We start from the raw sequence: 14,451 nt of genomic DNA, 5'->3' as shown, positions 1-14,451 counted from the left end.
TTCTTTCATGGCCGGAGGGGGAAATGCGCCTCGCCAGCATCATCGGCCTGACACTCGCACTGGTTGCGACCGGCAGCCATGGCCAGCAGGCCAGCGATCGCCATGCCCCGGAGGCCGGCACCGGCGGCGCGGCCCCGGTCCAGGCCGGAAAGGCGCGCGACTTCATGGTCGTGGCCGCCCATCCCCTCGCCGCCGAGGCCGGCCGCGCGATCCTGGCCGAGGGCGGCAGCGCCGCCGATGCCCTGGTCGCGGTGCAACTCGTGCTTGGCCTGGTCGAGCCCCAGTCCTCGGGCCTCGGCGGCGGCGGCTTCCTGCTGCACTGGTCGGCGGAAGCGGGGCGCCTGATCACCCTCGACGGGCGCGAGACCGCCCCCGCCGCCGCGGGCCCCGACCTCTTTCTCGGCGCGGACGGCAAGCCCTTGCCGTTCTTCGCCGCGGTCGTCGGCGGCCGTTCGGTGGGCACGCCGGCGACCTTGCGCCTTCTCGAAGAAATCCACCGCCGCGCCGGCCGGCTGCCCTTCGAGCGCCTGCTGGCGCCGGCGATCGCACTTGCCGACGCCGGCTTTCCGGTCTCGCCCCGGCTGGCCGCCCTGATCGCGGCCGAGGGCGAGCGGCTGAAGCACGACGGCGAAGCCGCGCGTTACTTCTTCGCCGCCGACGGCCGGCCGCTGGCGGCGGGCGCGGTCCTGCGCAATCCCGCCTATGCCGAAACCCTGCGCCGGATCGCGGAGGGCGGCGTCGACGCATTCTATTCCGGCGAGATCGCCGACGACATCGTCGCCCGCGTAACCGGTGACGCCCTCAATCCGGGCGCGCTGGCCGAAAGCGATCTCGAGAATTACAAGGTTATCGAGCGCAACCCGGTGTGCGCGCCCGCCTTCGGTTACGACATCTGCGGCATGGGGCCGCCGTCGTCGGGCGGGATCGCGGTCATCCAGATCCTGTCCCTGGCGGAGGCGGGCGGCCTCGGCGCGCTTGCCCCGGGCTCGGCGGCCGCGTGGCGGGTGATCGGCGAAGCCTCGCGCCTTGCCTTCGCCGACCGCGAGCGCTGGCTGGCCGATCCCGCCTTCTTCCGCGTGCCCGCCAACGGCCTGATCGCGCCCGGTTACCTGGCGCTGCGCGCCCGCCTGCTGGACGGAACGGCCGCCCAAGGTCCGGTGATGCCGGGTCCGGTGCCGGCCGGCCAGCCGGCGCAGGACAGCGGCCACCTCGCCCCCCTGCCCGGCGCCGGGGCGGGGCCGGACTTCCCCTCGACCACCCAGGTGGTGATCCGGGATGCGGCGGGCGACGTCATTTCCTATACCGGTACGATCGAGAATGGTTTCGGCTCGCGCCTCATGGTGCGCGGCTTCCTGCTGAACAATGAACTGACCGATTTCTCCTTCGCCGCCGCGGATGCCGCGGGCCTGGCCGTGGCCAACCGGGTCGAGGGGGGCAAGCGGCCGCGCTCCTCAATGGCGCCGACCATCGTCTTCCGCGACGGCCGGCCGGTGCTCGCCATCGGCAGCCCGGGGGGCAGCCGGATCATCGGCTTCGTCGCCCAGGCCCTGATCGGCCATCTCGTCTGGGGCCAGGATCCGGCGACGGCCCTGGCCGCGCCCCATCTCCTCAACCGCTTCGGCCCCTTCGAGCTGGAGGCGGGAACCGCAGCCAGCGATCTCGCCCCCGGGCTTCAGGCCCTTGGCTACCGGACCGAGATCACCGACCTCAATTCCGGCCTTGCCGCCATCGCCATCGGCCCGGACGGCCTCAGCGGCGCGGCCGACCCCCGGCGCGAGGGCGCGGTGGCCGGCCAGTAGCCAGAGGCTTAGAGGCCGAGGCGCGCCTCCAGTTCCGCCAGCGCCTCGCCGGTATAGACGGCGATGCGCTGCATATGGGGCAGGCTGTCGCGGTCGCCGGTGAAGCCGAGGTTGAACTGCCCGGCATAGGAAAGGACAGTGATGTTCAGCGCCTGGCCATCGAACAGCAGGGAAACCGGATAGATCTGTTCGAGCTTCGCCCCGTCGAAATAGAGCGTTTCCGCCGGTCCCGGCACGTTGGAAATCACCAGGTTGTTCATCGGCCGGGTCATGGTGCCGAGGCCGAGCATGAGCTGGACCATATAGGGCGTCATCAGGACCAGGGTGTAATTGTCGATGGCGCCGCGCGACATCGATTGCAGTTTTTCCTTGGCCGGCGCCGAGGAGGCGGCGATCGCCTTCAGCCGCTCGATCGGATCGGCGATATCCGTGTGCAGGTTGACGAAGATGGTCGAGATGGCGTTGCCCACGGTGGCATCGTCGGACGGCCGGACCGAGACCGGCACCGAGGCGGTCAGCGGCTTCTGCGGCAATTCGCCGAGACCGTCGAGGTAGCGGCGCAGCGAGGTCGCGCACAGCCCGAGGAAGACGTCGTTCACCGTGACCCCCGCCGCCTTGGACACCGCCTTGATGCGGGCGAGGTCGTAGTGCTGGGTGGCGAAGCGGCGCTTGCCGCGGATCTTGCCGTTCAGGATGGTTTCCGGGGCGCCATAGGGAAAGGCCGGGCCGTCCGTGCCGCCCTTCCGCGCCTCCAGCGCCAGCTTGCCCAGCGCCCTGGCGGCATCGAAGCCGGAGCGGAACTGGTCGCGGCCGAGGGTGATCAGCTTTTCGATCAGGCTGCCCTGATCGGCCCCCTCGTCGGTCTCGCGCTTCTTGGCGCCGCCGAACAGGCCCACTTCCCAGGGCGGCGGCAGGCCGCGGCGGGTCGGATCGGTCGCGAGGAAGCGGGACAGCAGGCGCATGCCGCCCATGCCGTCGATCTGCGAATGATGGACCTTGGTGTAGACGGCGAAGCGGTTGTTCTCCAGCCCCTCGATGATGTGGATTTCCCACAGCGGCCGGCTGCGGTCGAGGGCATGGGAATGCAGGCGCGAGACCAGAACGCCCAGCTCACGCTCGCCCCCCGGCTTCGGCAGGGCGGAATGGCGCAGGTGATAGTCGAGGTCGATCTCTTCCGGCTTCAATTCCTGCCACGCCGGCAGGACATTGGCCAGCAGCCCGGGCCGGAGGCGCAGGTTGAAGGGCGGCGCGTAATAGGGCCGCGCCCGCCAGGCGGCGACCAGATCCTGCAAAAAGCCCGGCGGCGCCCCCGGCGGCAGGGAAAAGGTCGCGAGCGAGGCGACATGAACCGGTTTCTCGCGCTTCTCGATATAGATCCACGCGGCATCGGTCGGCTTCAGCACCCGAGTCGCCATTGTCTCTCCCCCCGGTATTTTCTTTTGCCATGGCACAGGGGCTTGGCCATGGCGTCAAGGGCCGGTGCGGGGAATTGCCGTCAAAGCGGCGCTTCGTCCCCCGGCGCCAGCTGGGCGCGCAGCAGGTCCTGGAACGGCCCGGGCCGGCCGGCAAGCTCGGCCGGGCTGCCCTCATCGACCACGCGGCCCTCGGCCATGACCACGATACGGTCGAAATCGCGCAAGGTCGACAGGCGGTGGGCGATGGCGATCACGGTGCGCCCCTCCATCAGCCGGTCGAGGGCGGCCTTGATCGCTTCCTCCGAAGCGCTGTCGAGGGCGGAGGTCGCTTCGTCCAGCACTAGGATCGGCGCATCCTTCAGCAGGGCGCGGGCGATCGCCAGGCGCTGGCGCTGGCCGCCGGAGAGTTTCACCCCGCGGTCGCCGACCAGCGTGTCGAAGCCGTCGGGCAGGTCCTCGATGAAGCCGGTGCATTGCGCCGCCTCGGCGGCGGCCAGCACGGCTGCGCGCGGAGCCTCGGGCCTGGCATAGGCCAGATTGTCGAACACCGTGCGGTGGAACAGGGCCACGTCCTGCGGGACCACGGCGATCGCGGCGCGGAGACTGTCCTGGGTCATGGCCGCGATATCCTGGCCATCGATCAGGATGCGGCCGGCCGCCGGTTCCCAGAACCGTTGCAGCAGGGCGGCCACGGTGCTTTTGCCTGCGCCCGAACGCCCGACCAGCCCGACCCGTTCCCCCGCCCGGATGTGCAGGTCGAGACCGTCGAGCGCCGCCGTCCGCCCCGGATAGGCGAAGCGCACGCCCTCGAACTGGACCCGCCCGCCCGCCGGGGCCAGGGTGCCGGCCGCCGGCGCATCGACGATGTCATGGGCGATGAGCAGGGCATCCAGGGCCTCGTCCAGGCGGGCGGTATGCTGGGCCAGCCCGACCAGCGACATGGCCAGCGCCTGACTGCCGTGCAGGATGCCGAAGCCGAGCGTGCTGACCAGCACCACGTCGCCGACCGTGGCCGCCCCCGCCTGCCACAGCGCCAGCGCCCAGGCCAGCAGCCCGGTCGCGCAGAGGGCGACGGCGACGGCATGCACCAGCCGCAGGTTTTCGAGATACATGGTGCTGCGATAGCGCGTGCGCATCTCGCGCCCGATCATGCCGCCGATCCGCACCCGTTCGCGCCAGGTGGCGCCGAACGCCCTGACCAGGCCGAGGTTGGAGACGACATCGACCAATTGGCCGTCGAGTTCCGCCGCCTCCCGCGCATGGTCGCGGTGCAGGTGGGCGCCGCGTCCGGCCAGATAATAGAGAAGGACCGCCAGCAGCACCGCGACCGCCCCCAGCCCCAGCGCCATCCCGAGATCGACGGTCACCACCGCCGCGATCGAGCCGATCAGCGAGAGCACCGGCGGCAGCACGCCCCAGGTCACCAGCGAGGACAGGTTGACCGCCGTATTGGCGACCGCGGAGACCCGGCTGGCCAAGGTGCCGGGCATGCGGTCGGCGAAAAAGCCCGGGGCATGGCCCGCCAGATGGGCGAAGAGATCGTGGCGCACCTCGCCGGTGATGGCGACGAAGATCCGCGCCGAGGCCCAGCCCCCGACCCGCCACAGCGCATTGTCGGCAACGATGAAGCCGGCGATCACGGTGAAATCGCCCCAGGCCGCGGCACCGGCCGCCGCCGGCCCCGCCGCCAGCCGGTCGACCAGGTGCTTCATGGCCAATTGGGTGCCGACCCCGCACAGCACGGCGCCGACGACTGCCAGCCCGAGCAGCAGGAAACCCCAGCCGTGCCGGCGGAAGTAATAGAGAAGGAAGGCCCCCGGCCGCCCGCGCAGCCCGACCAGGGTGGCGGCAGGCGGCGGCGGCGCAGGCGTATCGCGAAAGATCACTTAGCGCGAAGGGTCATTGAATCAGGGCAGCACGATCTCGACGCGGCGGTTCTGCGGCTCGCGCACGCCGTCCGGCGTCGGCACCAGGGGCGCTTCCTCGCCCTTGCCGACGGTGACGATCTCGCCTTCGTTCAGGCCGAGCGAGATCAGCTGGGCCTTCACCGCTTCGGCCCGGCGCAGCGACAGGCCCTGGTTATAGGCGGTGGAACCCGAACGGTCGGCGTGGCCGGTCAGTTCGATCCGGGTGACGCCCAGCGACACCGCCGACTGCGCCGCATCCTGGATGATGGCGGCGGCATCCGGCGTGATCGCGGCCGAATTCCAGTCGAAGAACACCATGAACGAGCGGGCGGCGGCCGGGGCCGGCACCGGGGCGACCGTCGGCACCGGCGGCGGCGGCGGTTCATAGGCGTTGAACGTATAGAGCAGGCCGGCCTGGACATTCTGCGTCGCCAGCGAGCCGTCGACATTGCCCGCCTTCACATTGGTGGTGGCGAGATAGCGGTAGTCGACGAAGGCGGCCAGCCCGTCGCCGAGCCCGACCTTGGCACCCGCGATGCCCTGATAGGCGAAGCCGGCGTCATTGCCGCCGTCGGCGAAGACCCAGCCGGCGCCGAGCCCGAGGCCGACATAGGGGGTGAAGGTCGACGAATTCTCGTATTCGTAGATGACATTGCCGAGCACGGCCAGCAGGCCGGTGTCGCCCTCGGCGCGGATGGCGGCGGAAGGCGAGCCGTCCAGCGTCAGCTTGCCGTATTTGTCGTTGCCGTAGTTGCGGTAGGCGACCTCGGCCTCGGCCTTGAAGGCGCCGTAGTCGTAGCCGAAGAGGGCGCCGCCGCCGAAACCGTTGTCCAGTTCCAGTTCGCCGCTGTCGGGGATCGCGGCATTGCCGCCGAGATTGCCCTTGGCATCCACCGAGCCCGGGAAGGAATAGGAGAAGTAGCCGCCGAGGTAGGGCCCCTCGCTCGACTCCGCCCGGGCGCCGGCGGTCGCGGCCGCCAGGAAAGCCGCCGCAAGGGCGATACGGGAAACGACGGTCATGGAGCCCCCAAAGCAATGGTCCGGCACAGGATTTGCCTTTTCTAACATCGACTTGATTTCGCCTCAATGTTCGCTGCGGCGGTTTCCGCCCGGATCATGGTTAACTTTTGCCCGTGGGTGCATCGCACACCCGGGTTGAGCTAGTCTCGACGATCGATTCCACCGCCTCACGGGTCCGCCATGTCCACGCTTGATACCGACCGCCTGGTCGCCCGGCACTACGAGACCCTGCCCTATCCCGCCCGCAACCCGAAGGACGAGGCGAAGCGCCTGATCGAGGGCAGTCCCAGCGCCCTGCCGGAAATCCGCCACTGGATCTTCGGCGGCGCGCTGCCGGCGGGCCTGCGCGTGCTCTTCGCCGGGGGCGGCACCGGCGACGGCTGCATCATGCTGGCGCAGCAGTTGAAGGATGCCGGCATCGCGGCCACGGTCACCCATCTCGACATGTCGGCGGCGGCGCAGAAGGTCGCTGCCGAACGCGCCGCCGTGCGCGGCCTCGACATCCAGTTCGTGGCCGGTTCGCTGCTCGACGTCGAGCGCCTGGCGCCGGGCCCTTACGACTACATCGACTGCTGCGGCGTGCTGCACCATCTGGACGCTCCGGCGGCGGGGCTGGCGGCGCTCCGCTCCGTCCTCGCCCGGGGCGGCGGCATGGGGCTGATGGTCTACGGCCGGATCGGCCGCAGCGGCGTCTATGACGTGCAGGAGGCGCTGCGCCTGCTCTCGCCCGAGGAAGACGCCCCGGCCGCCCGGCTGAATGTCGCGAAGCGCCTGCTGCCGGGCCTGCCCGCCACCAACCGCCTGCGCCGCAACGAGGCGGTGACCGACCATGCCGTGGGCGGCGATGCGGGGATTTTCGATCTCCTGCTGCATTCCCGCGACCGGGCCTATGACATCGAAGGCTTCGTCGGCCTGATCGAGGACGGCGGCCTCGGCGTCACCGCCTTGATCGAGCCGGCGCGCTACCAGCCCGAAACCTATCTGGCCGATCCGCAGCTGCGCCGCCTCGCCACGGCGCTCGACCCGCGCGGCCGGGCGATGCTGGCGGAACGCCTCGCCGGCAATATCGCCCGCCACGTCGCCTATGCCGTCCACCCGGACCACGAGGCGGTGCCGCCCGATCCCCTGGAAGAGGCGGCGGTCCCGGTCTGGTCGCGCACCGGGCCTGAGCAGATGATCGCCGCCATGGGCCAGGACCGGGTACTGAAACTGGTGCTGGACGGCCTGTCCTACCGTTTCCCCCTGCCGCAGTCGGCACCGGCGATTCTCCGCCATGTCGATGGCCGGGCGACGGTCGGGGAAATCGCCGCCAGGGCCAAGGTCGGCGGCTTCGAAAAAGCCTGGCCGGCGACCTTCGCCGTGCTGAACGGGATCAGCCGGCTGTTTCTTGCCCGGCCTTAGCCTTGTGGCCGTAGATCAGCCAGAGATTGCGGGCATAGATGATCAGGCCGCCGGCCTGGCCGGCGATGAACACCGGATCCTCGCGGTGGATGGCATAGGCCAGCAGCACGACGCCGCCGCCGACCGAAAAGAACCAGAAAGCGACCGGGACCAGGCTGCGCTTTGCCTTTTCGCTGGCGATCCACTGCACCACGAAGCGCATGGTGAACAGGGCCTGACCGGCAAAGCCGATGATGATCCAGATGAGAGAGTCTTGCACGGCGGACTTCCTGCGGGCCTCGGACGGCCGCCTTATAGACGGAAATCCGTGCCCTGTCGTCCCGCTTCGCGCGCTTGTCAGCCGCCGGCGGCGATCAGGCGGAAATCGGCGCTGACCGCCCGGCCGCGGGCGTCGACCACGGTGACGCTGGCGGCGCCGAGCCCGTCCGGTTGCCATTCGGCCTGGCGGCGGAAGGCGCTGGTCGCGATCGGGCGGCCGTTGACCAGGAAGGTCAGGGGCATGGTGCCGCCCTGCACGCGCAAGGGCACGGTCGGCAGGCTGCCGTCGCCGGCCCGTTCGACCTCGATGGTGGCGCCGGCCAGCGGCGTCGTCAGGCGCGGCCCGCCTTCGAGGGCGGCGATCTCGGGCCCGGCCTCGTCGCGGCGCGGGCGCAGCCGCTTCAGGCCGGGGGGCAGTTCGTTCTGGGTCGCGATCAGCGTGCCCGGCGGCGGTGGCGGCGGACGCAGCGCGGCCGGTCCCGGCGGCGGCACCATGCCGAAGGAGGCGAACAGCAGGGGCGCCGCCGCGTCGCGCCCCATCCGCCCGGCGGAGAAGGAACCGTCCGGCCGCCCGACCCAGACGCCGATGGTATAGTCCGCGTCGAAGCCGATCGCCCAGGCATCGCGGAAACCATAGGACGTGCCGGTCTTATAGGCGATATGGCGCCCGGTCGCCGTCGCTTCCCCGGGCAGCAGATGGGGCGGCGGCGGCGTGTCCCTGAGGATCGCGGCGACCTGCCACGCGGCCGAGGGCGACAGCAAGGAGACGGGCGCGCCCCCGGGCTCGTCCGCCCGGTCGCGGAGCGGCAGCGCGGTGCCGCCGTCGGCGAGCGCCGCGAACAGGGTGACGAGATCGCGCAGCGTGACCCCGACCCCGCCGAGGGCGATGGGCAGGCTGGGCGCCGCCCCCGGCGTGGGCAGGCGCAGCGCGACCCCGGCCTCGGCCAGGCGGGCGGCGAAGCGCCGGGGCCCGACGAGATCGAGCACGGCGACCGCCGGGATGTTCAGGGACAATTGCAAGGCTTCGGCGACCTTGATCTCGCCCCTGAAGATGCGGTCGAAATTCTTCGGCGCATAGCCGCCGAAATGCATCGGCCGGTCGACCACGATGGTTTCCGGGTGGCAGATCAGGTCCTCGAAGCCGAGGCCGTAGATGAAGGGCTTCAGGGCCGAGCCGGGCGAGCGCACGGCGCCGGTCATGTCGATCGGGCCGGCGCGGCGGCGGTCGAAATAGCCGGCGGAGCCGACGCTGGCCACCACCCGGCGCCCGTCGTTGGCGACGACGAGGACGGCGATATTGGCCGTCGCCTCGAACTGGCCGACCGTGCGCGCCGCGAGGTCCTCCAGCGCCCGTTGCAGGTCGCGGCTGATATTGGTCGTGATCACCGGCCGGCCGGGCGCGGCCGCGTGCAGCCGCTCGGCGAGATGGGGGGCGAGGAAGGGCGCGGGCAGGCGGGCGACCGGCACCCTTTCCTCCGCCGCCTCGCGGGCCGCGGCCGCGCTCAGCGCGCCATAGCCGGCGACCCGGGCCAGCACCTCGTCCCGCGCGGCGCGGGCAATCTCCAGGTTGCGGTCCGGGCGGCGGCGCTCGGGGGATTGGGGCAGGGCGACCAGCAGGGCCGATTCGGCCGCCGTCAGCAGGTCCGGCTCCTTGCCGAAATAGAACAGGGAAGCCGCCCTCACCCCTTCGAGATTGCCGCCGTAAGGGGCGAGCGTCAGATAGATCCCGAGGATTTCATCCTTCGACAGGTGCCATTCGAGTTGCAGCGCGCGGGCCATCTCGATCAGCTTGGCACCGAGCGTCCGCGGCCGCGGCTCCAACAGGCGGGCGGTCTGCATGGTCAGGGTGGAGGCGCCGGAAACCACCCGCCCGGCGCCGACCGCCTGGGCCACCGCCCGGATCAGCGCGAGGGGATCGACCCCCGGATGACGGTAGAAGCGCCGGTCCTCATAGGCGACCAGCATGCGGATGAAATCGGGATCGACATCCGCCACCCGCGCCTCGAACCGCCAGCGCCCGTCCGGCGCCTGAAAGGCCCGGAGCGGCTGCCCCCCGGCATCGAGCACGATCGCCGACAGCCCCTCGGCCCGGCTCAGCGGCAGGGGAAACAGCCTGTCCAGCAGCGCTGCCGTGCCGGCCAGCAGCAACAGCCCGGCCAGGCCCCCAAGGGCCAGCCGGCGCCAGCGCTTTCCCCGCCAGAACAGCAACCGCCTTCTCCCCCTTACGATCCGCCGCCGCCCGCACAGTGGTAGCACGCCATCGTCGGATCTTAGACGGTTTCCGGCATGGCGCCTGTGACCCGTCTCTCAATGTTTCATCCCTCGCACATCATGATATGATTCAGTCTTATCAAATATGATTTGATATCATGGCGTCGGAGATCGTCGGATGAGGGAGATCGTCGGATGAGAAGGACCCAGGCTCTCAGCATAACGCTGCCGGTCGAAATGGCGGCAGCCCTCGACAGGCAGGTCAAATCCGGGGCCTATGCCAGTGTCAGCGAAGTCGTGCGTGCAGCGCTCCGCGCGCATCTCGCGCGGGAGGACTCCTTCCAGACCTGGCTGCGGACCGAAGGCGCCGCCGCCCATGACGCCTATCGCGACAGGCCTGACGACCTCCATACCTCCAACGAAGTGGCCGCTGCCATCGACGCCGCCCGGACCGACGACCGGGCGGAATGACCTACGAGGTAAGATGGGCCCCCGCGGCAGTTCAGAAGATCGGCCGCTACATCCGCACGGCCCGCAACCGGGCAGGTGCCGCCCGCTTCATGGACGGGCTGAGACTTTATTGCGACGGCTTCGCCGCATCGCCCCATCGCGGCGCGACCCATGACGATATCCGCCCGGGTCTCCGCTCTGTCGGCTATCGCCGGCGTGCCACCATCCTGTTCGTGATCGACGAGGGGCGAAAACGCGTGGTGATCCTCGGGGTCTTCACCGGAGGGCAGGACACGGCCCCGGCAATGCGGCGAAACGCCAAGCCGCCGCTCGAAGAATAGCGAAGCCCGCCAAAACAAACGCGCCGCCCCTTCGGGCGGCATCCTGAAAACAAACGCGCCGCCCGGAGGGGCGGCGCGCGGAAATCGGGTAAGCGACCGTACGGCCGCGCCGGTCAATTGGTCGAGAGACGGGAGATTTCATCCTTCAGTCGAAGTTTTTCGCGCTTCAGCTTGGCGATCACCGCCTGGTCAGGCATGGGGCGGTGGGCTTCCGCCTCCAACTCGCGGTCGACCAGCGCGTGACGCTGGGACAGGCTGGCCGTACGTGCTTCAAGGCTCATTCGTACATCCTCCCTTGTTGACCTCTGGGACTACATCTAAGCACGTGGTCACTGAACCGTCACCCGTCAAGCCTTGACGCGCTGCATCGATTCGATTCGGCAGCGCGGAAGAGCCGGCCGTAACGCGGCGGAAGCGCACTGCGGGCGTGCAACTGTCCGCGCGGACATGGTACAAAGGCCCTCTTTCCGGTGGGGAGATTGCAGCGCGAATGGTGGACGAGGAAGAACTGCAGCGAAAGCTGAAGGAATTGACGCAGGAACACCGTGATCTTGACGCCGCCATCGATGCCCTGACCACCACCCCGCCCTTCGATCAGATCCAGGTGCAGCGCCTGAAAAAACGGAAGCTGCAATTGAAAGACCTGATCCTGAAGGTCAACAGCCAGCTTCTGCCCGACATCATCGCCTGACGGTTGCCAGTCATGGATCAGATCCCCCCCCTCGTCGGCATCATCATGGGCAGCCGGTCGGATTGGCCGACCATGGTCCATGCCGCCGATATCCTCACCGCCCTGGGCGTGCCCCATGAGGTGAAGGTCGTTTCCGCCCACCGCACCCCGGAACGCCTGTTCGACTATGCGAAAGGCGCCAAGGCCCGCGGCCTCAAGGTGATCGTCGCCGGGGCCGGCGGCGCCGCCCACCTGCCGGGCATGGCCGCCGCGCTGACCAGCCTGCCGGTCCTGGGCGTGCCGGTCGAAAGCCATGCCCTGAAGGGCCAGGATTCCCTTCTCTCCATCGTCCAGATGCCGGGCGGCGTGCCGGTCGGCACCCTGGCCATCGGCAAGGCGGGGGCGATCAATGCCGGGCTGCTGGCCGCCTCGATTCTCGCCCTCGGCGATCCCGGCCTCGACGCCCGCCTGATCGACTACCGCCGCCGCCAGACCGAAGGCGTGCCGGAGACGGCGGAATGAGCGCGCCCCGCCCCGCCCCCCTGACCGGGGCCCTGCTCCCCCCCGGTTCCACCCTCGGCATCCTGGGCGGCGGCCAATTGGGCCGGATGATCGCCCTGGCGGCCGCCAATCTCGGCTATCGCAGCCATATCTACGGGCCGGACGCCGACCCCCCGGCCGGCCAGGTCGCCGCCGCCGCCACCATCGCCGCCTATGACGACGAGGCGGCGCTGGCCGCCTTTGCCGCCGCGGTCGATGCCGTCACCTATGAATTCGAGAATGTGCCGGCGGCCACCGTCGAATTCCTGGCCGCGCGGAAGCCGGTGCGGCCGGGCGCGAAGGCGCTGGCCGTCGCCCAGGACCGGGTGGCGGAAAAGACTTTCGCCAACGGCCGGGGCGCCGCCACCGCGCCCTTCCGCGCCGTCGACAGCCGGGCCGATCTCGACGCCGCCGTCGCCGCGCTCGGCCTGCCGGCGGTGCTGAAGACCCGCCGCCTCGGCTATGACGGCAAGGGCCAGGCGATGATCCGCACCGCCGCCGATCTCGACGCCGCCTTCGCCGCCATGAAGGGCCAGCCGGCGATTCTCGAAGGCTTCGTCGATTTCACCGCCGAGATTTCGGTGGTCGCGGCCCGCGGCGTCGCCGGCGACGTCGCGGTCTTCGACCCGGTGGAGAACCGCCACCGCCACCATATTCTCGACGTCACCATCGCGCCCGCCCCGGCGCTTCCGGCGGCGACGGCGCTTCGGGCCCAGACCATCGCCCATGATTTCCTGATCGCCCTCGATTACGTCGGCGTGCTGGCGATCGAATTCTTCGTGACCGCGGACGGCGCCCTGCTGGTCAACGAAATGGCGCCCCGCGTCCACAACTCCGGCCATTGGACCATCGAGGGCGCGGAGACCAGCCAGTTCGAGCAGGCGGCCCGCGCCGCCCTCGGCCTGCCGCTCGGCTGTCCCTTGCGGCGGGGCCGCGCGGTCATGCTGAACCTGATCGGCGACGATGCCCATGCCCACGGCCGGCTGCTGCTGGCCGAGGGCGCCCACCTGCATCTCTACGGCAAGGCCGAGGCCCGGCCCGGCCGCAAGATGGGCCATGTCACCCGCGTGCTGACCGACGACGCGGTCCCGGCCGAGGCGGCGATCGCCGCCCTGCGCGCGGCGGTCACGCCTTCCGCGCGTTGACCGCGTCGCGCAGGCGCATCAGGGCCGAAAAGGGCGAGGGCACGGCCTTCAGCAAGGGTTCGACCCGCGCCCGCAGTTTGCCGATCTGCATCACGTCGTCGATGCGCCGGTCGAGGAATTCCCAGGTCTTGGCCCGGCCCTCGCTGTCGTCCTGCAGCCAATAGGCGACGGTCGCCGAATAGACCCCGCCCAGGATCAGGCGCTTGCTGTAGAAGCTGAAATTCTCCGATTCGTCGCCGATGCCGCGCCAGATCGCATCGACGGTGCGGGCCAGCAGCCGGGCCGCCAGCGGCGCCCCCGGCGGCAGGGCCAGAAGCTGCACCGCGCGGCGCACCGATTCGCGGTCGGCCTCCGCCTGTTCCAGGCGGGTGCGGACGGCGAGCGCGATCTTTTCGCGGATCTTCAGGCCGGACAGTGCCGCGGGCGTCAGGGCCGCGACCATCGCCTTGTCGGCGCGGTCGGAATGCAGCGCGATGGCATCGGGCCCGCCGCCCGGAAAGGCGTTCTTCGCCATCAGCAGGTCGATGCCCAGGTCCCTGGCCGCCGCCTCGATCGCCTTGGCGGTCCAGCCGTCGAAAGGCACATGGGGCATCATGGCGTCCAGAAGGCGCTGCGCCAATTCGTCGGCGGGAATCTCGGCCATGGCGTTCAGTCCTCGAAGGGCTCGGAGTCCAGGAATTCCAGCGTGCCGAGGTCGGTCATGCGCTGGGGATAGAGAATGCCGTCCAGGTGATCGATCTCATGCTGCGCCACCCGGGCGTGGAAATCACGGGCGATCCGCTCCACCGGCCGGCCGTCGAGGTCGAGACCGCGGTAGCGGATGACCCGGGCGCGCGGCACCAGGCCCTTCAGCCCGGGCACCGACAGGCAGCCCTCCCAATCGCTGGCGAGGGCGGGGTCCAGCACCTCGACCACCGGATCGGCCAGCACGGTCAGCGGCGCATCGGCGACGGCGCGCGAATTCTGGTCGTCCAGGGGCGCGTGGAAGATCACCAGCCGGCGCGAGACGCCGATCTGCGGCGCGGCGATGCCCCGCCCGTGCGCCGCGCGCATGGTGTCGACCATGTCGGCGACAAGGGCGCGGATCTCGGGCGTGGCCGGATCGCCCACCGGTTCGGCCCGGCGGCGCAGGATCGGGTGCCCCATGCGAAGGATCGGTCGGATGGCCATGGCCGCACTATGGCGCAGCTTTCTGCCGATGCAACCGCCGGAAAAGACGAAAGCCCGGAACCATGGCATGCTGAGGCCGTTGCAGAACGGTCGGCGCGACGCCGCGAACCATCAGAGGAGACTG

The 14,451-nt window shown here is 70.2% G+C and carries 15 protein-coding genes; 7 read left to right on the top strand and 8 right to left on the bottom strand.

Translation table 11 applies throughout. From position 1 onward, the window contains the following. Positions 1-23 precede the first annotated feature (23 nt). Entirely contained in the window at positions 24-1,799 is a 1,776-nt protein-coding gene (locus DKG75_RS10075; protein WP_109920937.1) for a gamma-glutamyltransferase family protein, read from the top strand. Positions 1,800-1,807: 8 nt separating this feature from the next. On the opposite strand, the gene DKG75_RS10070 is transcribed toward DKG75_RS10075, so the two are convergent. The 3 genes from DKG75_RS10070 to DKG75_RS10060 form a co-directional block, all read right to left on the bottom strand. Beyond that, a complete protein-coding gene (locus tag DKG75_RS10070; RefSeq protein WP_109920936.1) occupies positions 1,808-3,214 on the bottom strand; it encodes a WS/DGAT/MGAT family O-acyltransferase in 1,407 nt (468 codons plus the stop codon). 80 nt (positions 3,215-3,294) lie between these two features. Continuing rightward, on the bottom strand, positions 3,295-5,100 hold the full coding sequence (locus tag DKG75_RS10065; protein WP_109920935.1) for an ABC transporter ATP-binding protein: 1,806 nt from the start codon (positions 5,098-5,100) through the stop codon (positions 3,295-3,297). A 21-nt stretch (positions 5,101-5,121) separates the two neighbouring features. Further along, complete coding sequence (locus DKG75_RS10060; RefSeq protein WP_166646371.1) at positions 5,122-6,141, bottom strand: OmpA family protein; 1,020 nt, start codon at positions 6,139-6,141, stop codon at positions 5,122-5,124. A 180-nt stretch (positions 6,142-6,321) separates the two neighbouring features. Between DKG75_RS10060 and DKG75_RS10055 the strand changes: the two genes are divergently transcribed. Next, positions 6,322-7,542 carry a class I SAM-dependent methyltransferase gene (locus DKG75_RS10055; RefSeq protein WP_109920933.1) on the top strand — a complete coding sequence of 407 codons (1,221 nt, stop codon included), beginning with the start codon at positions 6,322-6,324 and terminating at the stop codon, positions 7,540-7,542. On the opposite strand, the gene DKG75_RS23485 is transcribed toward DKG75_RS10055, so the two are convergent. Next, positions 7,514-7,801, bottom strand: coding sequence for a lipid-A-disaccharide synthase N-terminal domain-containing protein (locus DKG75_RS23485; RefSeq protein ID WP_243746465.1), 288 nt, complete (start codon positions 7,799-7,801; stop codon positions 7,514-7,516). The genes DKG75_RS10055 and DKG75_RS23485 overlap by 29 nt on opposite strands. A gap of 77 nt (positions 7,802-7,878) precedes the next feature. Beyond that, a complete protein-coding gene (gene pbpC, locus DKG75_RS10045; RefSeq protein WP_243746466.1) occupies positions 7,879-10,008 on the bottom strand; it encodes a penicillin-binding protein 1C in 2,130 nt (709 codons plus the stop codon). 198 nt (positions 10,009-10,206) lie between these two features. On the opposite strand from pbpC, the gene DKG75_RS10040 reads away from it, so the two are divergent. Further along, entirely contained in the window at positions 10,207-10,482 is a 276-nt protein-coding gene (locus tag DKG75_RS10040; RefSeq protein WP_109920931.1) for a ribbon-helix-helix domain-containing protein, read from the top strand. Continuing rightward, the gene (locus DKG75_RS10035) at positions 10,479-10,802 is read left to right on the top strand and encodes a type II toxin-antitoxin system RelE/ParE family toxin (RefSeq protein WP_109920930.1); all 324 of its coding nucleotides are present in this window, start codon (positions 10,479-10,481) and stop codon (positions 10,800-10,802) included. The genes DKG75_RS10040 and DKG75_RS10035 overlap by 4 nt, the downstream gene beginning before the upstream one ends. A gap of 113 nt (positions 10,803-10,915) precedes the next feature. Here the strand turns inward: DKG75_RS10035 and DKG75_RS10030 are convergent, their stop codons facing one another. Continuing rightward, a complete protein-coding gene (locus DKG75_RS10030) occupies positions 10,916-11,083 on the bottom strand; it encodes a YdcH family protein (protein ID WP_109920929.1) in 168 nt (55 codons plus the stop codon). 209 nt (positions 11,084-11,292) lie between these two features. On the opposite strand from DKG75_RS10030, the gene DKG75_RS10025 reads away from it, so the two are divergent. From DKG75_RS10025 to DKG75_RS10015, 3 genes are read left to right on the top strand one after another with little or no spacing between them, the layout of a single operon-like run. After that, a complete protein-coding gene (locus DKG75_RS10025; RefSeq protein WP_109920928.1) occupies positions 11,293-11,493 on the top strand; it encodes a YdcH family protein in 201 nt (66 codons plus the stop codon). A gap of 12 nt (positions 11,494-11,505) precedes the next feature. Next, positions 11,506-11,994 (top strand): 5-(carboxyamino)imidazole ribonucleotide mutase, encoded by a 489-nt coding sequence (purE, locus tag DKG75_RS10020; protein WP_109920927.1) that lies wholly within the window; start codon positions 11,506-11,508, stop codon positions 11,992-11,994. Beyond that, the gene (locus DKG75_RS10015; protein ID WP_109920926.1) at positions 11,991-13,157 is read left to right on the top strand and encodes a 5-(carboxyamino)imidazole ribonucleotide synthase; all 1,167 of its coding nucleotides are present in this window, start codon (positions 11,991-11,993) and stop codon (positions 13,155-13,157) included. The genes purE and DKG75_RS10015 overlap by 4 nt, the downstream gene beginning before the upstream one ends. Here the strand turns inward: DKG75_RS10015 and DKG75_RS10010 are convergent. After that, complete coding sequence (locus tag DKG75_RS10010; protein ID WP_109920925.1) at positions 13,138-13,800, bottom strand: COQ9 family protein; 663 nt, start codon at positions 13,798-13,800, stop codon at positions 13,138-13,140. The two genes, DKG75_RS10015 and DKG75_RS10010, sit on opposite strands and share 20 nt — an antisense overlap. 5 nt (positions 13,801-13,805) lie before the next feature. Continuing rightward, positions 13,806-14,327: a peptide deformylase gene (def, locus tag DKG75_RS10005; RefSeq protein ID WP_208111972.1), complete on the bottom strand. Its 522-nt coding sequence runs from the start codon at positions 14,325-14,327 to the stop codon at positions 13,806-13,808. Positions 14,328-14,451: the final 124 nt, after the last annotated feature.

The organism is Zavarzinia compransoris (assembly GCF_003173055.1).
Lineage (GTDB): Bacteria > Pseudomonadota > Alphaproteobacteria > Zavarziniales > Zavarziniaceae > Zavarzinia > Zavarzinia compransoris.
Note: the sequence above shows the minus strand (reverse complement) of the source record. Positions and strands in the feature narration are given on the sequence as shown.